Source organism: Massilia aurea (genome assembly GCF_024753205.1).
Lineage (GTDB): Bacteria > Pseudomonadota > Gammaproteobacteria > Burkholderiales > Burkholderiaceae_D > Telluria > Telluria aurea.
Genome location: NZ_JANUGZ010000005.1, coordinates 1 through 23836, shown reverse-complemented (window position 1 = coordinate 23836; position 23836 = coordinate 1). Strand labels below are relative to the sequence as shown.

Below are 23836 nucleotides of genomic sequence, written 5' to 3'. Positions count from 1 at the left end.
CAACACGAAGTGATCATTTCAATAACTCCCTCCTCGACCAAATCAAAGCAAAAAAGGATCATCCATGTCAGTCAAACTGAAGAAAATCAATGAGCAAGTCATCGTCATCACGGGCGCCACCAGCGGCATCGGCCTGACCACGGCGCGCATGGCCGCCGAACGCGGCGCCAAGCTGGTGCTGGCGGCACGCGCCGACGACGCCCTCGCCCACCTGGCGGAAGAACTGACCACAAACGGCGCCGAGGTCGTCACTGTCACGGCGGACGTGGGCAATATCGACGATGTGGCGCGCATCGGCGACGCCGCCATCGAGCGCTTCGGCCGTATCGACACCTGGATCAACAACGCGGGCATCTCGATCTTCGGCCGGATGGAAGATGTGGCGCCCGAAGACCACCACCGCCTGTTCCAGACCAACTTCTGGGGCGTGGTCAATGGCTCGATGGAAGCGGTCAAGCGCATGAAGCTGCGCGGCGGCGGCGCGCTGATCAACCTGGGGAGTGAGCTGTCGGACCATGCGATTCCGCTGCAAGGCATGTACGCGGCGTCCAAGCACGCCGTGAAGGGCTTCACGGATTCGCTGCGCATCGAACTGGACAAGGAAGGCGCACCGATGTCGGTCACGCTGATCAAGCCGACCGGGATCGACACGATGTTTGCCGTGCACGCGAAAAATTATATGGACAAGGAACCGAAGCTGCCGGCGCCGGTCTACGCGCCAGAAATCGTTGCTGATGCGATCTTGTATGCGGCCCAGCATCCGAAGCGCGACGTGTTCGTCGGCGGTGCGGCCAAGATGAATTCGACGGGAGCGCGCCTGCTGCCACGCGTGTTCGATAAATTCCTGCAGGCGACGATGTTTGTGAACCAGAAGCTGGACGTCGACACCGACCCAAGCCGGCGCGACGCCTTGCACAAGCCCGACTACACGCGTGAACTGCGCGAGCGCCAGGGCTCGCCACATCACGTCATCGAGCACAGCGAATACACGGCGGCGGCGCTGCGCTCGAAATACATCAACGCTGCCCTGTTGGGCAGCGGCGCCTTGTTAGCGGCTTACGTCCTGACCCGGCGGAAGACTCGTTAAGAAGTCGGTGTCATCCTCGGTCAGCGGCAGATCGGGGATGGATTCGATGCGGTCGGTGTCGATGTCGGCGCCGTCCCTGACAACCGCGTCGCGCCCGGCTGCGGCGCGTTCACCCGTGCCGCTGCGATCGCTGTCGCCCGAGAAATCGGCGTCGCCCACATCAGGCCCGGCCGTTTCACCTGCGTGACCGGCTTCGAGGTCGGACGTGGTGCCGCCGTCGAAGTCGAGCGTCTGCTCAGGATCGATATTGCTGGCAAAGCCAGGGCCGCCCACGACGTCGCTGCCGGTGTCCGACAAGTCGCTCGGGCCGAGTGCGTCGACGCCATGGCCCTTGCCCAGGCTGCGGTCTGGTGCTTCAGGGAAGTTATCCGGATCAAGTGTGCTGGTACCAGTCATAAGGTCTCCTCAATAGTTAATGAACCATGGAGACACATTACTGAATTTTGCCGATTCCTGTCGCAACGCAGGGCCGGCGCACGAACGGGCACGCTGTGATCAGAACGAGCGTCGCATCCCGACGTTGAGCGACGAGCCATTGCCCGGCTTGACGCCCAGATGCACGCCGGCCAGATGCTGGATGCGCGAATACGCGGCGTAGAAATCCATGCGCCGCGAGACGGCGTAGCTGGCGCCGACGGCGACCTGGCGCGCATCGCGGTTGGACAGGTCGCGATCATTGCGACGGATGTAGGAGGCCAGCAGCGTCGTCGAGTGACTCATGGGCACGGCCACGCCGGCCAGCACGTCGCGGCTGTTGGTGGAACGCGTGGCGGCCACGCCCGCGCTGTAGGGATTATCGGGATTGAAAAGCGGCGAGCTGCCCCAGCCGCGGCTGGCGCTGTAGGCGGCGTACGCCGTGCCCCAGTCGAAGCGCATATTGGCGGCAACGATGGAATTCTTGGCCGCCATCGTGATGTCGACCTGGTCGTAGCGCGTGACCTTGGCCACATTGCGGTTCTGATGGGCAGCGCGAAGCGTCAGCGGTCCCAGATTGACGCCGACCGACATGCCCCAGGCGCGGCCCGACGGCGAACCGTCGACGTCGCCCTTGCCCCACTTGGCGCCGGTCGACACGCCGGCAAGCTTGCCTTCGTAGGCGACGCTGTCGTCGGCGCGGGCGCCGCGTGGCGCAGCCTGGGCGGCCAGGCCACCGTGAAACGGGTCGCCAACGTCATTGAGCGTCGTGTAATCGATATTGAATTGCCGGCCAACGGTGAGCGTGCCGGCGCCGACGCGCTCGGCGGCCTGCTGCGGCTCAGTGGCAGTTTCATGGGTAAAGATGGCAGTGCCGGTGGGCGCATTCGCGTCATCGGCGCGCACGGCCAACTGGAGTTGGGCCAGACAATCCTGCGCGCACACGGTTTCAGGGATCGCAACACTACCGGCGCCCCTTGCGGTGGCCGCCGACTCCTGTGCCGAAGCACATACCGCACTTGAACCCAGCACGGCCATAGCGATGAAAGACATTTTCATGGCGTCACTCTCTCCCTGACACCTACTATCCGCGAAATGTCGCGAACCCATCTGTCTATTACTTCACATTACTTCACAGAATCGCCTGCTTCCGCTCCGCTCCGGTACTGTGCAGCAGATGCAATCGATCATACTCTACCGGCGCAGCTCCGCAAAGCCTGCTGGCTCCCATTCGCGCAGTGCAAGCAGCAAGCCGGTACCACGCCGCTGCGCAAGCGGCGCGGCCAGGCTTTCGTCGTGCAATTGCGCAAAGCGGCTGCGCAACTGGCGCAGCTCCTGCTGCAGCTTGGCGCGCGCGCTTTCCGTCAGCATCCCATGCGCAAAATCGAGTGACTCACCCACCCCGCCGAACGCGCCGGCCACGAATTCAGGCAAGCCCTGCTCCCGAAAGTAGGCCCGGATCGGGCCATCCGGCAGCCAGTCAAAATCGCGCGCCACGTTCACGCGGATGCGGTTACCCGGCAAGAGCGAGATCAGTTGCAGGCGGTCAAGATGGAGCAGGTGCTGCACGCATTGCGCTTCCGTCAGGGCATAGGCGCCAAGGATGTCGAGCATGCGCCAGTGGTTCAGCGCGCAGACGGCGACGAGCAGCAGCTTCGGATCCGACACCAGCTCGGCTTCCTGCCCGGCGCTGAGCGTACGCAGGCGGCGCTGGCCGGCCTGGGCTTCCTGCGTGATCTCGGCCAGCGTGAAGCCGAGCAGGCTGCAGATTTCGACGATCCGGTCGAGGGTAAATTGCTCGCTGGCGAACAGGCGCTTGACGCTCGGCTCGGACAAGTCGAGCGCAACGGCAACATCACGGTAGGTCAGCCCCTGCAGTTTCAGCTGACGCTTGATGGTGGCAATGATCTGACTGATCTGATTCATGGAGGCTACTGGCAATCGCAAAGGACAACTTGGGGCGTGAAGGCCAGCCTGCGCCTCATATTGGTACGGCAGCCAGCGCCACCGCATTCTCGCCGCCGCGCTTGGCGGCGTACATGGCATGGTCGGCGCGCGCCAGCCAGGCATCGAGATCGGGCTTGTCGCCCGGCGCAAACACCGCGACGCCAATGCTGGCGCCCACGGTGACGTCGGTGGTGCTGAGCGCATACGGCTCGCGCACGCGGTCGAGCAACTTCCAGGCAGTTTCCTCGGCATCGGTGCGCGAGGTCAGCATTTCCAGCACGACGACGAATTCGTCACCCGCCAGGCGCGCGACCATATCGGTCATGCGGATCGACTCGGCAAGGCGCGCGCCAAACTGGCGCAGCAGCTCGTCGCCTTCTTCGTGACCGTGGTTGTCATTGACCGCCTTGAAGCCATCCATGTCGATGAACAGCAACGCCGCCGGGCGCCCGCCCCGGCTGGCGCGGCCCATGGCTTCGGGAAGCGTTTCGAGCAGCGCCCGCCGGTTCGGCAGGCCCGTGAGCACATCGCGCAGCAGCAGTGCCTGCAATTCAGCCGTACGCTGCGCCACCTTCGATTCCAGGTGTTCATTCATCTGCTGTAAGGCGCTCCGGTATTGCTCTTCGCTCTCGACCAGGTTGCGCATCGTGCGCGACAGCATATTGGCTTCGTAGAAGCCCTGGATATGCGGAATCGTCGGCAACTCGTGACCACTGGCAGTGGCCTCCGTCACCCGCTCGATCGCTTCGCCCAACCGCGTCATCGGACGCGCCAGGCGCTGCGCCAGCAAGGCCGCGACCACGGCCAGCACTGCGCCCAGCAATCCGCTCCACATCAGCATCCGGTGCTGCAGCAGCTTGGCGCTCTGTAATGCCTTGTCTTCGTCCTGGCGCACCAGCACCGCCCAGTTCAGCGACGCCTCGTTGCCGATCTGGCCCGTCTGGCTATAGCCGGTGAGATACGTATGACCATCGGGCCAGGCTTCGCGCAGCGCGCCCGTGTCGCCCAGCCTGGCGCGGCGCAGGCTTTCCGTTGAAATCTTTTTCTCGACCAGTTCTTGCGGGCCAAGCATGACCGTCCCGTCATTGCGCACGACCAGGATCTCGGCGCCGTACTCGCGCAGCGCTGGCGTCAAGAGCTTGCGCGCCTGGCGCCGTGCCCAGTCCCAGCTCAGGTGCAGGCCAAGCACGGCGAACATCTCGCCGTCGTGGCTGAACACGGGCGTGGAGACATCGACAAAGCGCCATGGATCGCTACCATGGGGCATGAGCTTTTCGAGCATGACGGCAGGATGGTAATCGGTGGCGCGCACGCCCACCTGGCCCGACTTGAACCACGGCCGGGCGCTGACGTCCGCGCCTTCGAGCAGGCCTTTGGTCGAGGCCGTCACCTTGCCATCGATGTCGGCCAGGCCGATCCAGGCGTAATCGGGGAATGTCTGCTGCAGGCTTTCGAGCGCAATGCGCGCGGACGCCGGACTGCGCGCGTTGCGCACTTGTGGCAAGGCCGCCAGCAGGCGGGCATCGCCCGTGGCCTGCTCGACCACTCGGTTGAGCGAATCGCGCATTTGCCATGACAGCTGTTGCAGCCGCAACTGCGCTTCAGCATTGGCCTGGCGCACTGCAAAATGGTTGACCACCGCCAGCAGCAGAGCGACCGTCAGTGCCACTGTGGCGCACACGGCCAAGGTCATCAGGGTGGAAAGTCGAAATCTACAGAGCAAACCTTGCATGTGCGGTATTGGCAAACGGGTAATAGCTCATCATGATAGCGCCGAAACCGGTAGTGAATAAGGATTACTGCCGATGCGCCTTGGAAATACATTTCCGGTCCGCTATTTTGGATGAATTGCAACACTGTAACGGAGAATCGGAGGCTGGACCACCTCCAGGACAAGATTGCCTCCGGCCGCTTCGCTGGTGGTCATCCGTACCGCCTTCACTGTCACAGGTCGATTACTATCTGCTAACACCCTTTCAACTATCCGATCAAGAGGCCCCATTCATGTCGCATCGTTCCCTGCTTCCCCTGCTTGCCGTATCCCTCGTCGTGGCCGCGCCGGGCGCGACTGCGTCGCCAGGCACACCCGTGATCACCATCGACACTGGCAAGGTGGCAGGCTCGACTGATGCAGGCATCGCCAGCTGGAAAGGCATTCCGTTTGCCGCGCCGCCGGTGGGCACGCTGCGCTGGCGCCCGCCCGCGCCTGCCAAGCCGTGGCCGGGCGTACGTCAGGCCACCGCCTACGCGGCCGACTGCATGCAAGTGCCCTTCCCCAGCGACGCCGCGCCACTGGGCACGACGCCAAGCGAAGACTGCCTGTACCTGAACGTCTGGAAGCCGGCCGATGCCAAGGGCAAATTACCCGTGATCGTCTGGATCTATGGCGGCGGCTTCGTCAACGGCGGCGCGTCGCCCCCGACCTATTCCGGCGCCGAGCTGGCAAAACAGGGCGCGCTTGTCGTCAGCTTCAATTACCGCATCGGACGCTTTGGTTTCTTTGCCCATCCACAGCTGACGCGCGAGACGGGCACCAGCGGCACTAAAGGCGTGGTTGGCAACTACGGCTTCATGGACCAGATCGCCGCGCTGGAATGGGTCAAGCGCAATGTGGCGGCGTTTGGCGGCGATCCGACGAATGTCACGATCGCCGGTGAATCGGCGGGCGGCATGTCGGTCAATACGCTGCTGACTTCGCCGATGAGCAAGGGCTTGTTCGCCAAGGCAGTCGTGATGTCGGGTGGCGATGGCGGGACGGCGCCGACGCCGCTGGCCGACATCGAACGGATCGGCGTGCAGTTTGCGACCGGCAAAGGCATCGCAGCGGACGATCCAAAAGCGCTGGAGAAACTGCGGGCGCTGCCGGCAGACGCGATTGCCGATGGCTTGAACCTGGCCAACTTCATGCAGCGCGACAAGCCGACGTACCACGGCCCATATGTCGACGGCAAGCTGGCCATCGATTCACGCGCCGCATTTGCCGAAGGCCGGATGCACAAGGTGCCGGTGATGATCGGTGCGACCAGCGCCGATATCGGCGGCAAGACCGGGTATATGGTGGCCGGTGCGCGCAGCCTGGCTGGCACGCTGGCCGGGCACGGCGCGCCCGTGTATGCGTACCGCTTTTCGTACGTGCATCAGGCAAACGAGAAGCCGGACGCCGGCGCTGGGCATGCAACGGATATCCCGTTCTTCTTCGACACGGTGGCGATCAAGTACGGCGCGCAGGCGACGGCCCGCGATCTTGGTATGGGCAAGACGATGAGTACGTATATGGTGAATTTTGCGAAGCGCGGGGATCCGAACGGGGCCGGACTGCCGGCATGGGACCGCTATGCGCGTTCGGCCGATGCGATCATGGACTTCACTGCCAACGGCACTGCGGTGATGGGCAAGGATGCCTGGGGCGCCGACATCGATGCGGCGCAAACGACGCCCGCCAAGGCTGGCGAGCGTCGCTAAAGCGCCAGTTTCTGGCGCTCGGATTTACATCAGGCCAGTTTCGCCTGGAACGTAATCGCGTTCGGGCGGCGCGTCGTGACAGCCTGGGCTGGGGCTGACACGGCGGCCGGCGCGACCTTGAATACACTGACGCGATCGGCCAGCCCGGCAGCGCTTTCCTGCAACGACGTGGCAGCGCTGGCAGCTTCCTCGACGAGGGCAGCGTTCTGCTGCGTCACTTGGTCCATCTGGCTGATCGCGTGGTGTATCTGCTCGATGCCCGAGCTCTGCTCGGCGCTGGCCACACTGATTTCACCCATGATGCCCGCCACCCGGCGCACGCTCTGCAAGATTTCTTCCATCGTTGCACCGGCCTGGTCGACCAGGCGCGTGCCCGCATCCACCTTGCTGACCGAGTCGCCGATCAGTTCCTTGATTTCCTTGGCGGCACTGGCCGAACGCTGCGCCAGATTGCGCACTTCGCTCGCGACGACGGCAAAGCCGCGGCCCTGCTCGCCGGCACGCGCCGCTTCGACTGCCGCATTGAGCGCCAGGATATTGGTCTGGAACGCGATGCCATCGATGACGCCGATGATGTCGACAATCTTGCGGGCCGACGCATTGATCTCGCCCATGGTACCCACGACCTCGGTCACGACCGAACCACCACGGGTGGCGATCTGCGTGGCCGATGCCGCCAGCTCATTCGCCTGGCGTGCATTTTCTGCATTCTGGCGCACGGTGCTGGTCAGCTCTTCGACGGACGCGGCGGTCTCCTCGATCGCGCTGGCCTGCTGTTCGGTACGCGCCGACAAGTCCATATTGCCGGCGGCGATCTGGGTCGACGCCGTGGCGATCACTTCACTTTCACTGCGCACATCCTTGACGATACCGGCCAGCGACGCGGTCATGTCACGTAAGGCAGCCAGCAGCTGACCGAATTCATTGGTCGACTGGACCGGCGTCTGGACACTCAGGTCACCATCGGCGACACGGCGTGCCACGGCCACGGCTTGCATCAGTGGCGTATTGATCGCACGGACCAGGTAGAACGCGGCACCGATGCTGAGCAGGATCGCCACGACGATGGCGGCAATCACGACCGTGTTGAGCACGGCGAGTTCCTGGTGCAGTTCCTTGCCTTGGCGGATGTTGCGCTCGCTCATCAGCTTCTGCAGTGCCGCAAATGCCTCGGTCGACTTGTTGTAGGTCGGGTTGATCTGCTTGCCGAGCATCAGGTTGGCGTCATCCCACTGACCCGATTGAATCGCGCGCATGGCATTGCCGATCATGTCGATGCCCAGATTGTCGCTGGCCGTCATCCATGCAGCAAAACGCTCGCGCGTTTCGGGGAAGCGCAGACTCGCCTGCAGCTCCTGCTGCTCCTTGCGCATCTCTTCGCTGTTCTTGGCGATGAAATCGCTGTGGAACGTCAACGGGTGGTTGTGCAGCGCCGCATGCTTGTTTTCAGGATTGTGCTGCAGCGCCTGCAGGATGTGGCTGCGGTTGGTTTCCATGCGCATTTTCAGGTCGGACATGCCGATCTGCTGGTTGGCCGTGGTGAGTGCGAGGTTTTCGAGGAGGTCAACAGAGCGCTGCGTGGCGTGGTAGCCAAGGGCGCCGACGGTGATCACGGCAAGGATGAGCAAGCCGATGACGGCGGCAATCACGTACTTGATGCTGAAGTTTTTCATGTCGGATGGGAAGTGGGGCGCGAACGATGTCGCTGAGGGGGTCGATTATCCACAAATTTCGACCAGATTTCGAACAAGAAACATGACTTTCCGTCTTACAATGTTTACAGTTGTTGTTCAGGCAATGCGCTATGTCTGATGCGAGTGCCTGGACTTGTGGGACCATATAGCTAGCCATAGCTGGTGCTCTTCAAAGGCCAGTACGGTTCGCGTAATCTGTTCGGCCCTGAGCGTGTACCGGCATCCAGATGACCCACTCCCTGCCCCGTCAGGTATGCACCATCAATTTGTTCGCTAGCGATGCGCAGCGATACCGAAAACAGAAGTATTGCTCACCAGTGAGTGTGAGGAATCCACTGAAAGGCGCTGTTATGAATTGCATGAAAGCGCGGGCTGATCTGTTAGATCGTCTATTCCCACGCGATACGGGTGACTCGGCGGTATGGCTCGCCGTAAGCGGCTGCATCGAGGCGGACGACGACAATTTTTCGCCGTTGATAACGCAACAGATCATCCATGTTGCAAATTGCCGATCATGTCAGAAGTGGTTAGATTTTATCGACCCCAGTCGAATAACTGCGAGAGAAAGGGCGGAGAAATTCTGCTGTGCTCAAATGCAAGGAGCGGTGGACGGCGATGATGGGACAAAGTTCTCGTTCGAGATGTTCAGAAATGAAGATCCCTGTTGGTGCATCAACGACGACTACGCCTTCGCAAAGTTTTGTCCATGGTGCGGTAAGGTGCTGCCTGATGGGTCATTTTAGTAATTCGTCGCGACACGAGCGCGTCACGAATTCACGCTTTGCATGGTGGACTGGCTTGCAGTAATAGGTGACAGCGGCCCACGGCGGAGGGTCGAAGAGGTAGTCGAGCCGAGTAGATAAGGCAAATGTTGCAAAACTGCGTTCCGCAACCTGTTAAATAATGAGTGCAACCCGTCACAAGCAGGCTGCCAAATTACAGGCTCCAAAAACGAAAAAGCCGTTGAAAAATCAACGGCTTGTTTCTAATTTCTGGCGGAAGCGGTGTCCGTATAACGTTCTGTCTAGCATCATCTTCACTCATCCCTAAAAGCATCTTCTTCATAGGGAAATCTCTTTTCCGTTTGTCTAACACTGTCCAACTCGATATACTTGAATCTGACATTGGATTGGGGGTAGGAACGTGGGTAGACGTGAGTACGACAGATTGACGGCGATGGGTGTTAAGAAGGAAACGACGCCCGGTTATCACGCTGATGGACGCGGCCTGTATTTACAGATAAGCCCTACGGGGTCAAAGTCGTGGATTCATCGATACAGCCTTAACAAGAAGTCGCGGGAGATGGGTTTGGGATCGTATCCTGACGTGTCGCTTGCACAGGCTCGGGATCAGGCTACTGTGCAGCGCCTACTCCTCAGAGACGGCATTGACCCACTAGAAGCCCGCCAAGCTCGACGAGCAAGTATGCAGCCACAGCGAACGTTCGAGCAGTGCGCAATCGAGTACCACGAGACACACAAGCATAGCTGGCGGAATGCGAAGCATGCATCCCAGTGGACAAATACGCTTAACACCTATGCCTACCCGTTCTTCGGCTCCAAAGGTATCTCCGACATCAACAAAGCCGACATCCTCGACGCGCTACTGCCGATCTGGGCATCGAAGCAAGCAACTGCATCAAGACTCAAACAGCGCATTCACGCCGTCCTAGACTGGGCAGCGGCCAAAGACTACCGACACGGACATAACCCTGGCATTTGGGATGAAATTGCCCGTGCACTGCCCAAGGTACGCGACACCAGCAAACATTTCGCCTCATGCTCATACCGGGAAATAAACGCTACCATCAATGCATTCAAGTCGTCAGGCTGTGCCGACACCGTAAAGTTGGCGCTGGAGTTCATTATCCTAACAGCTGCAAGAACTGGCGAAGTTCGACAGGCCCGTTGGTCGGAGATCGACTTCGATACTGCTCGCCGCGTGATCCCTGGAGAACGGATGAAGTCAGGCAAAGAGCATCGTGTTCCATTACCACCGCGAGCGATGGAAATTTTACAACTCCAAAGAAACAATGGGTCAGACCTGATCTTCCCGAACCCTAAGGGCAAGCCGTACTCAGATATGACGTTCACCCAAGCCCTTCGTCGGCTCGGCCTGGACTTCACCGTACATGGCTTCCGCTCCACATTTCGAGACTGGGCAGCAGAACAGACCAGCTATCCACATGCAGTATGCGAAGCGGCACTTGCCCATACAACAACTGACAAGACAGTTGCCGCATACTTCCGCTCTGACCTGTTCGACAAAAGACGGGAACTGATGAATGACTGGGCAATCCACTGCGCAACTGCAAGGTAATCAAGGATTCGCAAGCCAGCCGAACTGTACTTACAGTCGCTCTATCCAGCCGGATAGAAAACTATCATCTTGTTAAGTAAATACATGCGCTTTTATCGGTGGTAGAGAAATAAATTTCATTCGATCGATTTATTTTGGCCCTAGCATAACTAAGACTCGGCAATGCCTCTAGGAACGGCCAGATCAAGCCAGGATCGATTTTACCGCATCGCACTGTGCAAACCACGCCTGCCGATAAAAACGCCTCCTGGGCCGCCTAGAGCGATCTGCATCTTGCAAAAATCAACGCTATGCGTAACATTGCACATCCGAGCCAACCGTGGTAATATTCGGAAGTGCGGGAGTTCGTGATTCTCTACGTCTGGACGTTTTACAATCAAGTTTCACGAAGCAACCTTGCCCGCTGAAGGCCGCATGCCTAGTGGCGCTCTGCGATTTGGCGTCTTAGAAGCGCCAAGACTCCCAAGGGCGTGGATCACCGTTACTGTAGTAGCAGGTAGCGATAGTGTGATATCCCAAGTTGTATGCCACCGAAGCCATCGTACCAGGCAAGGTTCCGTAACACTGCACGTCTTCCGGTAGCGCATCGACTACCGCTTACTATGCCCAGTAATCATTCGTCCCTCCCACGGGACCAAGGAGAGCTACACCCACAAGAAAGGGAACACCAAATGCCGAAGGCAACCACTACGTATCCATCATCCGTCGTCAACGGAAAGCGCCGCAGTAACTCAGGATGGCACCCTAAGGGTAAGCGTGCTTATCGCAATGCAGAACGAACAATCATCAACTGCCTTGCCTCTTACCGGGACGCTCGGCTCTACCATGTGGTTTTCTCAGGCGGTACAGCCCGACAACACCGAACGATGCTCACCGCCCTGTGCCTTCGTCTGACCCGAAAGGGATATGAGCATGAGTGGTTTGCAGGAAGAGAGAAGAGCGTGGACAAAGGTGAGCATCTTCACATCTTCATTCTGGTAGACACATACGGCAAGCAGGTGCACAGCGTGCTGAACACCTTCGATGATTGCTGGCTCACGATGACTTGCAGACAGCGGCAACTACACAAACCCTACGTAAACGGACCGCAGGATAGCGAGATTCATGGCAGCAACCGCTATGCCCAGCTACCATACCTCGGGCCAGCAAACAGAGCCACTGAACAGGGGATCGCACGACTTGTCGATGCGCTCGACTGGCTAAGTTACATTTACAAAGCACGAGACAAGCATGAGGGGGAGTGGGAGAAAGAAGGGCAAGTGTTCCCCGCCTCTCGACCGCACAGGAGCAAGCAGATTATTACTCCTAACCTCGGCCAGCAAGCTAGCACAGTACCGATGGTAAAAATCATCACTGGCGATGGCCTTCTTGACCAGTTGATAGCAACGACACAGCATCAAAAGGGCGAGCGAGCACACCACCGCCACCCATGATGAGGTAACGATAACGTCCTCGGCTTAGGACAGGGGATGACAAAAAGTCAATGTAAGATGCTATGCTGGCGAGTATCGACACGAAGAAGACTTTATGAACCAGCTAGATGACAACAAGCAGTCCGAAGATAGACAAAAGCCATGGCTGCCACCCCTTGTCGGAGCCATTAGTGATGGGAAGGTAACGTGGCAGGGGATTAAGGGAGTCGATTTCGAATTGTTGGGCTACTTCCTGTCATGCCATCTTGTAATCGAACATTACATGGATGAATTCCTTAAAGCAACATACCCGATGCTCTCCTGGGAGGCAGCCAAGCCGACATTCACGCAACGGGTTGCTTTGCTTACCGATATGCGCTTGCCCGACAGATTCAACTGCATCCCCGCGATCAAGCACATGAATACGATACGGAATAAATTAAGTCATCGTATTGAATTCAAGATTGACGCTGAAGCGCTGCTGCCACTACAACAGTATGTGCAGAAAGCCTCCAAACAAGCCTTGCAACCGTTAGGACCCAAGGAGTTGCTCGAACATTTCACTTCGTTATGTTGTGCTACCTTTGCTGGGAGCATATCGATGACCGTTCACCAAACAAACTACACACGTCGCTAATGTCAAAGGGAACAGTCTAAGTCGCATTAAAGGACTAACAACCGTCCATTGATATTTTGGAAAGCCGGGTAGAAGGCAATAATACCCGGTCATACCTGTTAAGCCGGGTAGTGGCTATTGCGAATTTTTTATTTTTTAAGATCACTCACGCAGTAGGCACAGTCGAATCACCAAGTATCTGCGCTCTCTTCGAGTTTAACATTAGCTCAACTTTGTCGTAATCATCCTTAGAATGAATTGGGATAGCCCCACGCTTTGCAACAAGCTGAACAGGCAACGATGACACAAGATTTAGTCCAGACGTACTTTCATTTTGTAATACAGCGAAGAGATGTCGACGATTCTTCAAGCAATATTCGGCCTGAGTTCTAGTACCACTCTTCTCTTCGCCTTCAACAATAACAGAACCGACGGACAGTCCAATCTGAAGTCTGTTACGCAGAACAAACTGCTCGGGCTTCGGCGGTATGCCAGCAGGATACTCAGATAGAAGAAGGCCTCCATTCGCTAGAATGTCATCAGCAAGCACGGAGTTGGCTTTTGGGTACACAATACCCAGACCGTGAGCCATCACCGCAATTGTCTTTCCACTGCCTAGCAGAGCGCCGCTATGAGCAGCAGCATCGATCCCCAATGCCAGCCCACTCACGATCACCCAGCCCTTCTCTGCAAAATGACGCCCGATCCGCTCAGCAATGACAAGGCCATTCCGGGTTGCTTTTCGAGTCCCAACGACTGCAAGACCTGGAACCTGAGCTAACGTTGATAACATCCCCCGATAGTAAATAACCGGCGGGGCATCATCGATAAGTGCCAAACTCCTTGGATAAGCCGCAGATGTTACCGGAACAGCGACTATGCCCAATCTTAGTGTCCGTTCAACAAGTTTGCTGCCCATTTCCAAATCAGAGCTACTGAAAGGTGGCAGCGTTGGATATAGCTCGGCGTACATGCTTACAACCGTAGCACGCGATGCACCTGCCGCACCTAATGCACTGAGCACGACCGATGCCAACTTGGGAGGCATCCGCAACTGATTTACCAGTGCAGCCCCCACGGAAGCAAAGAAGATCGAATCGTCCATCACTTTGTCCGCCCTAATACGACGGGGAACACGCGAGCAGCGCCAGCTGCATAGATAAGATCAGTACAAGCAATGATCGAATTGCCTGTCGTTCCGATGTCGTCCAATAGCAGTACAGCCCTCCTTCTGCGATTCATAGCGATATCAGCCCTAATTGATTGCGTATGTACAGACGTAGCTCGATTCCCACCACTTGCCAATTTTTCAATTGTCTTCGTACGCGTCAAAATCTGCGGGCGAGGTAATACAAAACGCTTATCGAGCGCCACCAGCCGCTCAGCTACCCCGATAAGTCCCGGAGCCACCCGACCCGCCTCACTTTTCGGGACAATGGCAATATCGATGCTTACATATTGAGCAAAAGGCTTGAAATCCCTCAGAGTCTTCGCTAAAAGATTACCAAAAGCAGTTACGGAAGGAGCAAAGCTCCGGCCATTCTTGTCGCCCTTAACGTCGAGCAACTGACCGCAGCGCACGTCGAACTCAGGATTCTTTACCTTTTCGTTCTCCTCATCGTACACCCAATATTTATGGTAATCGATGAGACAAATTGTCTCGTGCATTACACCGTTTCGAGCAAAAACAATACTCATGGTCGTCTCGTTATGGAAGCTATGGGCAGATTCAGCGAGTGCTTTTGCTGACTCCGATGTTTCCATAATCTAACACATTGCTGCTCGCTTGGAAACTTACCCCCAATCGATATAACTTGCATGAGACGATCCGACATGGTAGAGTGCAATCATGGTGGCAAACCACTGGCGGATCTGCACGCCTATTGCAAACACACACATAGGAGGCTTCGGCTTTAACCGTTTCAGAAGGAGGTAGTAAATGATTCACAGCGACCGTTTTATTTCAGTAAAGCAAGTTTCGGACATTCTTGGAATCGGCGTCAGTACAACATGGCACTGGCTCAACAACATTCCTGAATTCCCACGATCAATCAAACTGTCCACCCGGTGCACAAGATGGTCGCTTAGCGAAATCAACTCCTACGCGGAAAGCCTAAAGGCAACACGGCATTGAGGGTAGAAGTGCGGGTAACCCTGCCATGAAATAGAAAAAGCCCTTAATAATCAAGGGCTTAATCGAAATATATGGCGGAAGCGGTGAGATTCGAACTCACGAACGGCTCACACCGTCGGCAGTTTTCAAGACTGCTGCCTTCAACCACTCGGCCACGCTTCCTGTTGCACGGCATTATACATAATCATCGGCTGTGTGAGGGAGTTCTGCCCCCCTCACCCCACTAACGCCCAATTCTCCCGCAACGCCTTCTCAAACGCATACGCCGGCAACGGCGCCGCATACAAATACCCCTGCACCTCGTCACACCCTGCCCCGCGCAGAAACGCCAGCTGGTCCAAGGTCTCAACACCCTCCGCAATCACGCGCAAACACAACTGTCGCGCCATGCTGATGATCGTCCCGGCAATCGCGCAGTCACTCCCATCCGCCGGTATCCCCATCGTGAACGACCGGTCGATCTTGAGCGTATGAATCGGGAACCGCTTCAAATACGACAGACTCGAGAACCCGGTCCCGAAATCATCCAGTGACAGCGACACGCCCAGCGCCGTGATCTGGTCCATGATGGCCGTCACGCGATCCACGTCGTGCATCAGCGTGCTCTCGGTGATCTCCAGCTCCAGCCACGATGGATCGAGCTGATAGCGGCGCAGCGTGGTGGCCACGCGCTCCGGCAGCGATGGCGTGAACTCGCGGGCCGACACGTTCACCGCGACGCGGAACGGGGCGATGCCCGAGCGCTGCCAGATCGACGCCTGCGCGCAGGCTTCTTCCAGCACCCACTCGCCCACCTGCACGATCAGGCCCGTGGTCTCGGCCAGCGGGATGAATTCGCCGGGCGGCACGATGCCGCGTTCGGGATGCATCCAGCGCACCAGCGCTTCCGCGCCCACCAGGCGGCCGCTCGCGATTTCGAACTTCGGCTGGTAGTACAGCACCAGCTCGCCGTTACCCAGCGCGTGGCGCAGGCCGGATTCGATGCGCATGCGCTCCTGCATGCCCTTGTTCATGTCCTGGCTGTAGAACGCGACGCTGCGGTCCGGGTTGGCGTCGTCGCCCTTGGCCCGCTCCATTGCAATGTCGGCCAGCGCCAGCAGCGTTTCGGCGTCGTTGCCGTCCTGCGGGTAGACGCTGATGCCAATGCTGGCGCCCACGCGCAGGTCGTGACCGGCAATCATGAACGGTGCGTCGAGCGCGGCCTGCAGTTTCTGCGCCACCGTGGTGGCTTCGAAGTGCTGGCGCACGTCGGCCAGGCCCACCGCGTATTCGTCGCCCGACAGGCGCGCCACCAGGTCTTCGTCGCGCAGCGTGGCCTTGAAGCGCTGGCCGACCTGCTTGAGCAGTTCGTCGCCGATGCGCCGACCCAGCGTGTCATTGACGCGCTTGAAGCGGTTCAGGTCGATGAACAGGATGCAGCCGGCCGTCTCGTTGCGCTGCGCCACCATCAGGGCCTGGTCGACCAGGCGCGCGAACAGCGTGCGGTTCGGCAGGCCGGTCAGCTCGTCGTAGTAGGCCAGGTGGTGTAGCTGTTCTTCGGCCTGCTTGCGTTCGGTGATATCGGTCAGGTAGGCGATCAGGCCATTCGGGCGGCCGGCCAGGTCGCGCAGCGGCGAGAGCGACAGGCTGGCCCAGAAGATGTCGCCCGACTTCTTGCGGCGTTTCACCTCCATCATGCGCCCGCCATGCTCGGCGAACAGATCGGGCAACGCGCCGCCCTCCTCGTCGCCCAGGTCTTCGTCGGCGTACAAAAACAGGATGTTGCGGCCCACCGCTTCGAACGATGTGTACCCGAACAGGCGTTCGGCGCCCCGGTTCCAGCTGGTGATGTAGCCCATCTGGTCCATCGTCAGCACCGACTCGTGGATCTGGTCGAGGATCTGCGACTGGTGCGCCAGTTGCGCTTCCATCTGCGCGTAGGCGTGGGTCGAGCGCTGCGCCAGCGAGTGCATCTGCATCAGGCTCGCCGTCAGCTGTGCGAGCGCGGCGAGCGCGTGGGCGCTGGCCTCGGCATGGTCGCTAAAGCCGCTCACTTCATACCAGCCGAATTGTTCGAGGCCCACGGCCACCGCGTGGCGCAGCACGCGCCCGCCGGGTTGACCGGGATCGACCAGGCCCGGGCCGGGCACGAAGCGGCCCTGCGCGCTGCCCGTCAGAATACGCACCAGGCGGCTCAGCTCCAGCACCAGCGCGTCGCCGCGCAGGCGCAGGACGGCGTCGCAAACGGCGCTCGTGCCCTGGACGAAGGCGGTCGGGGCCAGTTCGCGCACGTCAGACATTGCGGCCTACCTCGATTGCCCAGTGGTAGGCGTGCAGCTGGCTGCTCCACCAGTGCTCCAGGCTCACGCCGGCGGCCTGCAGCACGGCCTCGGTTGGATTGGCGTCGACCAGTTCGAGCCACGCGCCCAGCTGGCCGCTGTGGTGCACGAGCGCGCCGTAGACGTCCTCGGGCAGGTAGAGTTCGGCCGCGATCTCGGACATCGGCATGTGCAGCAGCCGGTCGAGCAACGAGAACACGCCGGTCATGAAGGCCAGGTCCTGCGCATCGCGGTCGTCGCCCTGCAGGCGCGCGAGCGCTTCGAGCTGGGCGCCGCGGCGCGCGGCCAGCGGTAGCAGCAGGTTGGGCAGGCCATCCGGTTGCTGGCGCGCGTACAGCAGCAGTTGCAGCCAGCGCTGCAACTGGCGCCGACCGAGTACCGTGATCGCTTGGGCAAAGCTGGTCACTTGCGTGGCGACGGTGAACGCAGCCGAATTGACCAGTTTGAGCAGGTTGTAGGCCAGCGCCGGATCCTGTTTGACTTGCTCTTCGAGCTCGCACGAGTCGGCGTCGCGCGCCAGCAAACCGAGCAGCGTGAGGATGCGGCGGCGCGAACTGCCGTCGTCGTCGGGCGACGGCGCGATGTCGGGATCGTAGGCGTAGTCGCCGATAAACCAGTCGAAGCCGGCGATCTCGCAACCGAAGAAGCGGCGCGCGCTGTCGACGCCGTAGGCGATGTGCGGGGCGAACAGGGCCACCAGGCGCCCGGGCGGCAACGGGGCAACGCGGCAGTTGCGCGCGACCGAGCGCAGCGCGGGCGGCGCGGTGACGCCGTCAGGGATGTCGCCGTCCAGCCAGATTCGGTAACCGCAGGCATGCAGTTCGACGAGCTTTTGCGCCACGCCATCGGTGGCCAGCGCGTTGGCGTCGATCACGAAACCAACGCGATCGGCGGGCAACAGCGCCAGCACCTCGGCGGTCAAATGGAACGGGTCGTCCAGCGTCAGCAGGCAGTCGAGTGGCGCGACAGCGGCCAACAGGTCGGGCGTGCCGAACACGGTGTGCAGGCGCTGCGGCAGGTCAGCGCCCGGCGCCAGGCGCACGTTGAGCGCGACCCATTCATTTTGCGCATTCGCGACCGGCTCGATTGCCACCAGTGGATATGTTTCCTGCTCTGCCATGGAAAGTTTCAAAGTAGTATCCAGGCAATCTTATTGCACCGAATGCCATAAAGCAAATCGAAGTTTCCTACCGGACAGCCCTTATTGACCATCAGTTACCGCCGGCGCGCTGGACCGCGAACCGGATCAGTTCTGCCTGGCCTTCGATACCCAGCTTGCGCTTGATGTTCAGGCGGTGCGTTTCGACCGTGCGCACCGACAGATCGAGGTCGCGCGCGATCTGCTTGTTCGACTGGCCGGCAGCGATATGCCCCAGTACTTCGTGCTCGCGCGCCGTGAGCTGGTCGCTCGGCACGGCCGGGTTGGCCAGCTGGCGCGCCAGCGCGGCGCTGTAATAAATGCCGCCACCCATGACGGTGTCGATGGCCAGCACGATGTCCTTGCCGGGCGCATCCTTGAGAACGTAACCGCGGGCACCGGCGCCCATCGCCTGACTGACGTATTCAGGTTTGTCGTGCATTGACAACATCAGGACTGCAATACCGGGAAAACGCGCGGTGAGCTGGAACGTGGCTTCGATACCACTGCCGCCGCGCATGTTCACGTCCATTAGTACCAAATCGGGATGGTATTCGCCGGCGCGTTCGAGCGCCTCGGCGCTCGAACCGGCTTCGGCCACGACGTTCAGGTGCGGCGCCGACTCGAGCCGCGCGCGCAGGCCGTCGCGCACCAAAGGGTGGTCGTCCACCAGCAAAATCTTCACTTCTTTCGTTTCACCGTTCACTGCCCTACTCCTTCAAGTCGATGCTGGCCACCACGCTGGTGCCGCTGGACGTCGAATTGACCGACAGTCGCCCGCCGATCGCTTCCATCCGTTCCATCATATTCCTCAAGCCGATGCCCCGCTTCGGGTGCACGGCCACGTCATCGGTGTCGAAGCCCACGCCATCGTCGGCGATCGACAGGCTGACGCGGTTGGCCACGCGCTCGAGCGAGAGCTCGATGGTGCCCGCCTGGGCGTGGCGTTCGACATTGGTCAGCGCCTCTTGCGCGATGCGAAACAGCACCGTGCCGACCATGTCGGGCAACGCATCCACGGCGCCGGCCGCGCGAAAGCGCACTGGCGTACCGGCGTCCTCGCCAAATTCGCGGGCCAGGTATTCCAGCGCCGGCGCCAGGCCCATGTCGTCGAGCAGCGTCGGGCGCAGGTCGTGCGAGATACGGCGCACTTCGCCCAGCACCGCGTTGACCTGGTCGACGGTGCGCTCCAGGCCGGCGCGCGCCAGTTCGCGCTTGCCGGCGTCGCCGTCGAGACGGATGATGCCCGCCTCCAGCTGCAGCTTGACCGACACCAGCGCCTGGCTGATCCCGTCGTGCAGGTCGCGCGACAGGCGCGCCCGCTCTTCTTCCTGCGACTCCACCACGCGCTGGGCCAGCGCGCGCAGCTTGGCGTCGGCCAGGCGCCCTTCGCTGATGTTCAGCGCCAGCCCGCCACCGGCCACGCCGATTGTCGCCAGCGTGGCCAGCACCGCCATCCAGAGCAGCGTCTGGTCGCTGTTGCGCGACTGCTGGGCCTCGACCAGTTCGAGCGCCGCCTCGACATCGTCGAGGTAGATGCCGGTGCCCATGACCCAGCCCCAGTGTGCAACCGGCACCACGTAGCCCAGCTTGGGCGTCGCCGTCTTGCTCGATGGTTTGGCCCACGTGTAGCGCAGGAAGCCGCCACCGCCCTGGGCCAGTCCGATCAGGCGCTGGATGGTCAGCGAGCCGGTCGAGTCGCGCCAGTTCCACATGTCGGTGCCGACCAGTTCCGGCTGGCGCGGATGCGCGAGGTTCTTGCCACGCGTGTCATACACGAAAAAGTAACCGTCGCCGCCGTAGCTCAGCGACGACAGGATGCGGATGGCCTCGGCCTGCGTGGCCGGGTCGCTGCGCCCGCTCTGGGTCAGGTGCGCGATCGAGCGCGTGGCGAGTTCGACGTAGTGGCGCAGCTCGGCCTCCTTGCTGGCCAGGTAGGCGCTGCCGATCGTGTCGCGCTGCTGTTGCGCCAGAGTGACAGCCTGCTGGCGCACGTAGAGGGTAATCGCGCACAGGGCCACGACCAGCGGCGCGACCGCCAGCATGATGACTTTTTGCTTGAGCCGCATGGGCCGACTGCCTTCTGATGGGGAAAGCAAGGCATTTTACGTGCGTTACGGGCATGCGTCCTACGTAGTGGTACGTAGCCCCTGCGTAATTGTTACGCTTGCAGTCCTGATAATTGTGCAAGATACTCATTGCCATGCTGTAAAGAATGGCGCCGGCATGTACTGGCGTACGAAGCATCAATCCATATCGGAGGAGTCACCAATGAAGAAAATGACGAGCATGCTCGGATGGATCGCCTTGTCCATCCTGGGCGCGTTTTCGCTCGGCTACATCGCGCTCAAACGCGGTGAAACCATCAATGCCATCTGGATCGTCGCGGCCGCCGGCTGCGTCTATCTGATCGCTTACCGCTTCTACTCGAAGTTCATCGCCAACAAGGTGCTGGGGCTCGACGCCACCCGCCAGACACCCGCCCACAAGTTCAACGATGGCCTCGATTACGTGCCGACCAACAAGAACGTTTTGTTCGGTCACCACTTCGCCGCGATTGCCGGCGCCGGTCCGCTGGTGGGCCCCGTGCTTGCCGCGCAGATGGGTTACCTGCCCGGCATGATGTGGATTCTGGCCGGCGTCGTGTTCGCCGGCGCGGTGCAGGATTTCATCGTGCTGTTCATGTCCACGCGCCGCGACGGCCGTTCGCTCGGTGACCTGATCAAATCCGAAATGGGCGAGATCCCCGGCATGATCGCGCTGCTCGGCACCTTCATGATCATGGTGATCATCCTGGCCGTGCTGGCGCTGATCGTCGTGAAAGCGCTCACCGGTTCGCCGTGGGGCACCTTCACCGTGATGGCCACGATCCCGATCGCGCTGTTCATGGGCATCTACTCGCGCTATGTGCGGGTCGGGCGCATCGGCGAGATTTCGCTGATCGGCTTCGTGTTGCTGATGCTCGCCATCATCGGCGGCCAGTGGGTGCACGATTCGCCAGTCTGGGGCCCGATGTTCACCTTCACCGGCACCGAACTGACCTGGATGCTGATCGGCTACGGCTTTGTCGCCGCCGTGATTCCCGTGTGGCTGCTGCTGGCGCCGCGCGACTACCTGTCGACCTTCCTCAAGATCGGCACCATCCTCGCGCTGGCGATCGGCATTCTGGTCGTCGCACCTGACCTGCGCATGCCGGCCGTGACGAAGTTCGTCGATGGTTCGGGCCCGGTCTGGTCGGGCGGCATCTTCCCGTTCCTGTTCATCACCATCGCCTGCGGCGCCGTGTCGGGCTTCCACGCGCTGATCGCCTCGGGTACCACGCCGAAGATGCTGGAAAATGAAACGCAGGCGCGCTTCATCGGCTACGGCGGCATGCTGATGGAAAGTTTTGTCGCCATGATGGCGCTGATCGCCGCGTCGACCATCGACCCGGGCGTCTACTTCGCCATGAACAGCCCGGCCGCCCTGCTGGGCACCACCGCGCAATCGGCCGCCGCTGCCGTCTCGCAGATGGGCTTCGTGATCACGCCGGAAGCACTGGAGCAGATGGCCCGTGACGTCGGTGAACACACGATCATCTCGCGCGCCGGTGGCGCACCGACGCTGGCGGTGGGCATGGCCCACATCCTGTCGAACCTGGTCGGTGGCCAGACCATGATGGCGTTCTGGTACCACTTCGCGATCCTGTTCGAGGCGCTGTTCATCCTGACCGCGGTGGACGCGGGCACCCGCGCCGGCCGCTTCATGCTGCAGGATCTGCTGGGCGCGTTCGCACCATCGCTCAAGCGCACCGATTCGCTCCCGGCCAACCTGCTGGCCACCGGCCTGTGCGTCGCGGCCTGGGGTTACTTCCTGTACCAGGGCGTGGTCGATCCGCTGGGCGGCATCAACACCTTGTGGCCGCTGTTCGGTATTGCCAATCAGATGCTGGCCGGTATTGCGCTGATGCTGGGCACCTGCGTGCTGTTCAAGATGAAGCGCGGTCAGTACGCGTGGGTCACTGCGCTGCCGACCGTGTGGCTGCTGGCCTGTACGCTGACGGCGGGTTACCAGAAGATCTTCCATGACGACCCGCGCATCGGCTTCGTGGCGCACGCCAACAAGTACCAGGCCGCGCACGACGCCGGCACGATCCTGGCGCCGGCCAAGTCGATCGTCGAGATGGAACGGATCATCTTCAACGACTACGTGAACGCCAGCCTGGCCGGCTTCTTCATCTTCGTCGTGCTGGCCGTGCTGTTCTATGGCCTGCGCACGATGATGGATGCCCGCAAGGCGAATGGCGCGACCGCAAAAGAGTCGCCGTACGTCGCCATGCCCGCACCGCAGGTGACCTGATGTTCGGCACCCTGAAGCAGGCCGGCAGTTACCTCGGGCAGTCGCTGCGCCTGATGGTCGGCCTGCCCGAGTACGACACGTACCTGGCGCACATGGAGCGTACGCATCCGGATGAGCCGGCGATGACGTACGAGGAGTTCTTCCGTGAGCGTCAGGAGGCGCGGTATGGAGGGAGTCGGGCTTCGTGCTGCTGAGCCTGTAGCAGCTGGGCGTCGTCAAGACGACGCCGCGTGAACTGAAAACCCCAAAAGTTGGATGTCAACTTTTGGGGTTTTTTCATGACCGGGGATTCGCTACCAGGAACGCGGTCAGGCCTTGCAAGCCAGCGCTGGCAGAACGCGAGAGGTCTGAGGCTCCCTCAGTCGAGCAGGCCAAGGTTGTACGCTACGAAGGCCTCTTCGCGTGCCCAGCCAGTTTCCTGATACAGCGTCTGTGCAGTCTCATTGGCTTTTGCGGTGGATAAGCCCAGGCGGATCGCGCCAGTCGCCTTGCCATGCCGTATCGCAGCGTCGATCAGCGCCTTGCCGATACCGCGACGGCGAGCATTTTCTGCAACAAACAGATCGTTGAGTATAAAAGTTCGGGCCATCGATACGGATGAAAAGCTCGGATACAGCTGAGTAAATCCAAGCGCCTCCTCGCCATCCTGCGCAAGAAACACGACCGAATCACCATTCTTTAAACGCTCTGCCAGGAACGTTCGCACTGCGGCGGGATTGCTGTCTTGGTCGTAAAACTGGCGATATTGGTCAAACATCGGAACGAGCAAATCAAGATCCGCGAGGTTGGCCTGACGGACCCGGACGCTGGCAGATTTAGCAGGTAATTCGTTATGCACACTGGCTCCAGTATTTGAGAATGAATGTTGCCGCTTGGCCTGACCAGCGACCAGAATCACAGCCGGGGTCAGATACCGTCTTGAATTGCAAGCCGATTCGATAAGAAATTTGCGTCGAA

The 23836-nt window shown here is 60.2% G+C and carries 20 protein-coding genes, 1 tRNA gene and 1 pseudogene; 9 read left to right on the top strand and 13 right to left on the bottom strand.

Going from position 1 to position 23836, the window contains the following annotated elements; translation table 11 throughout:
• Positions 1-64 precede the first annotated feature (64 nt).
• Positions 65-1087, top strand: coding sequence for an SDR family oxidoreductase (locus NX775_RS19250; RefSeq protein ID WP_258837439.1), 1023 nt, complete (start codon positions 65-67; stop codon positions 1085-1087).
• Here the strand turns inward: NX775_RS19250 and NX775_RS19245 are convergent.
• The 4 genes from NX775_RS19245 to NX775_RS19230 form a co-directional block, all read right to left on the bottom strand.
• A complete protein-coding gene (locus NX775_RS19245; RefSeq protein WP_183550623.1) occupies positions 1049-1483 on the bottom strand; it encodes a hypothetical protein in 435 nt (144 codons plus the stop codon). The genes NX775_RS19250 and NX775_RS19245 overlap by 39 nt on opposite strands.
• 99 nt (positions 1484-1582) lie before the next feature.
• Positions 1583-2554, bottom strand: coding sequence for a porin (locus NX775_RS19240; protein WP_258837438.1), 972 nt, complete (start codon positions 2552-2554; stop codon positions 1583-1585).
• 141 nt (positions 2555-2695) lie between these two features.
• Positions 2696-3427 (bottom strand): helix-turn-helix domain-containing protein, encoded by a 732-nt coding sequence (locus NX775_RS19235; protein WP_258837437.1) that lies wholly within the window; start codon positions 3425-3427, stop codon positions 2696-2698.
• 55 nt (positions 3428-3482) lie between these two features.
• Positions 3483-5141: a diguanylate cyclase domain-containing protein gene (locus NX775_RS19230; protein ID WP_258837436.1), complete on the bottom strand. Its 1659-nt coding sequence runs from the start codon at positions 5139-5141 to the stop codon at positions 3483-3485.
• A gap of 311 nt (positions 5142-5452) precedes the next feature.
• Here NX775_RS19230 and NX775_RS19225 point away from each other — a divergent pair, with 311 nt between their 5' ends.
• Complete coding sequence (locus tag NX775_RS19225; RefSeq protein ID WP_258837435.1) at positions 5453-6910, top strand: carboxylesterase/lipase family protein; 1458 nt, start codon at positions 5453-5455, stop codon at positions 6908-6910.
• Between the two features lie 29 nt (positions 6911-6939).
• On the opposite strand, the gene NX775_RS24100 is transcribed toward NX775_RS19225, so the two are convergent.
• On the bottom strand, positions 6940-8583 hold the full coding sequence (locus NX775_RS24100) for a methyl-accepting chemotaxis protein (protein ID WP_307732349.1): 1644 nt from the start codon (positions 8581-8583) through the stop codon (positions 6940-6942).
• 1197 nt (positions 8584-9780) lie between these two features.
• On the opposite strand from NX775_RS24100, the pseudogene NX775_RS19210 reads away from it, so the two are divergent.
• The 4 genes and pseudogenes from NX775_RS19210 to NX775_RS19195 all read left to right on the top strand — a co-directional run.
• Positions 9781-10005: pseudogene (locus NX775_RS19210) on the top strand (Arm DNA-binding domain-containing protein); the annotation flags it as partial.
• 24 nt (positions 10006-10029) lie between these two features.
• Positions 10030-10923, top strand: coding sequence for a tyrosine-type recombinase/integrase (locus NX775_RS19205; RefSeq protein ID WP_258837846.1), 894 nt, complete (start codon positions 10030-10032; stop codon positions 10921-10923).
• Between the two features lie 671 nt (positions 10924-11594).
• Positions 11595-12356 carry a hypothetical protein gene (locus NX775_RS19200; RefSeq protein WP_258837434.1) on the top strand — a complete coding sequence of 254 codons (762 nt, stop codon included), beginning with the start codon at positions 11595-11597 and terminating at the stop codon, positions 12354-12356.
• Positions 12357-12450: 94 nt separating this feature from the next.
• Positions 12451-12972: a hypothetical protein gene (locus NX775_RS19195; protein WP_258837433.1), complete on the top strand. Its 522-nt coding sequence runs from the start codon at positions 12451-12453 to the stop codon at positions 12970-12972.
• A gap of 145 nt (positions 12973-13117) precedes the next feature.
• Here NX775_RS19195 and NX775_RS19190 read toward each other — a convergent pair whose 3' ends face one another.
• The gene (locus NX775_RS19190) at positions 13118-14056 is read right to left on the bottom strand and encodes a DNA-processing protein DprA (protein ID WP_258837432.1); all 939 of its coding nucleotides are present in this window, start codon (positions 14054-14056) and stop codon (positions 13118-13120) included.
• Complete coding sequence (locus NX775_RS19185) at positions 14056-14649, bottom strand: hypothetical protein (protein ID WP_258837431.1); 594 nt, start codon at positions 14647-14649, stop codon at positions 14056-14058. The genes NX775_RS19190 and NX775_RS19185 overlap by 1 nt, the downstream gene beginning before the upstream one ends.
• 241 nt (positions 14650-14890) lie before the next feature.
• On the opposite strand from NX775_RS19185, the gene NX775_RS24210 reads away from it, so the two are divergent.
• Positions 14891-15085, top strand: a complete 195-nt coding sequence (locus NX775_RS24210; RefSeq protein WP_370660601.1) for a helix-turn-helix transcriptional regulator — start codon at positions 14891-14893, stop codon at positions 15083-15085.
• A gap of 72 nt (positions 15086-15157) precedes the next feature.
• On the opposite strand, the gene NX775_RS19180 is transcribed toward NX775_RS24210, so the two are convergent.
• From NX775_RS19180 to NX775_RS19160, 5 genes are all read right to left on the bottom strand, one after another.
• Positions 15158-15247: transfer RNA gene (locus tag NX775_RS19180), tRNA-Ser, on the bottom strand.
• A gap of 53 nt (positions 15248-15300) precedes the next feature.
• On the bottom strand, positions 15301-17364 hold the full coding sequence (locus tag NX775_RS19175) for a putative bifunctional diguanylate cyclase/phosphodiesterase (protein ID WP_258837430.1): 2064 nt from the start codon (positions 17362-17364) through the stop codon (positions 15301-15303).
• Positions 17357-18535, bottom strand: coding sequence for an HDOD domain-containing protein (locus tag NX775_RS19170; protein WP_258837429.1), 1179 nt, complete (start codon positions 18533-18535; stop codon positions 17357-17359). Before NX775_RS19170 ends, NX775_RS19175 begins: the two co-directional genes overlap by 8 nt.
• A 79-nt stretch (positions 18536-18614) precedes the next feature.
• Positions 18615-19247: a response regulator gene (locus tag NX775_RS19165; RefSeq protein ID WP_183550591.1), complete on the bottom strand. Its 633-nt coding sequence runs from the start codon at positions 19245-19247 to the stop codon at positions 18615-18617.
• Between the two features lie 4 nt (positions 19248-19251).
• Positions 19252-20610, bottom strand: coding sequence for a cache domain-containing protein (locus NX775_RS19160; RefSeq protein ID WP_258837428.1), 1359 nt, complete (start codon positions 20608-20610; stop codon positions 19252-19254).
• Between the two features lie 202 nt (positions 20611-20812).
• On the opposite strand from NX775_RS19160, the gene NX775_RS19155 reads away from it, so the two are divergent.
• Together NX775_RS19155 and NX775_RS19150 are read left to right on the top strand one after the other, a co-directional pair.
• The gene (locus NX775_RS19155) at positions 20813-22879 is read left to right on the top strand and encodes a carbon starvation CstA family protein (RefSeq protein ID WP_258837427.1); all 2067 of its coding nucleotides are present in this window, start codon (positions 20813-20815) and stop codon (positions 22877-22879) included.
• Entirely contained in the window at positions 22879-23073 is a 195-nt protein-coding gene (locus tag NX775_RS19150) for a YbdD/YjiX family protein (protein WP_183550582.1), read from the top strand. Before NX775_RS19155 ends, NX775_RS19150 begins: the two co-directional genes overlap by 1 nt.
• A gap of 164 nt (positions 23074-23237) precedes the next feature.
• On the opposite strand, the gene NX775_RS19145 is transcribed toward NX775_RS19150, so the two are convergent.
• The coding region (locus NX775_RS19145; RefSeq protein ID WP_258837426.1) for a GNAT family N-acetyltransferase at positions 23238-23836 on the bottom strand (599 nt) is incomplete at its 5' end.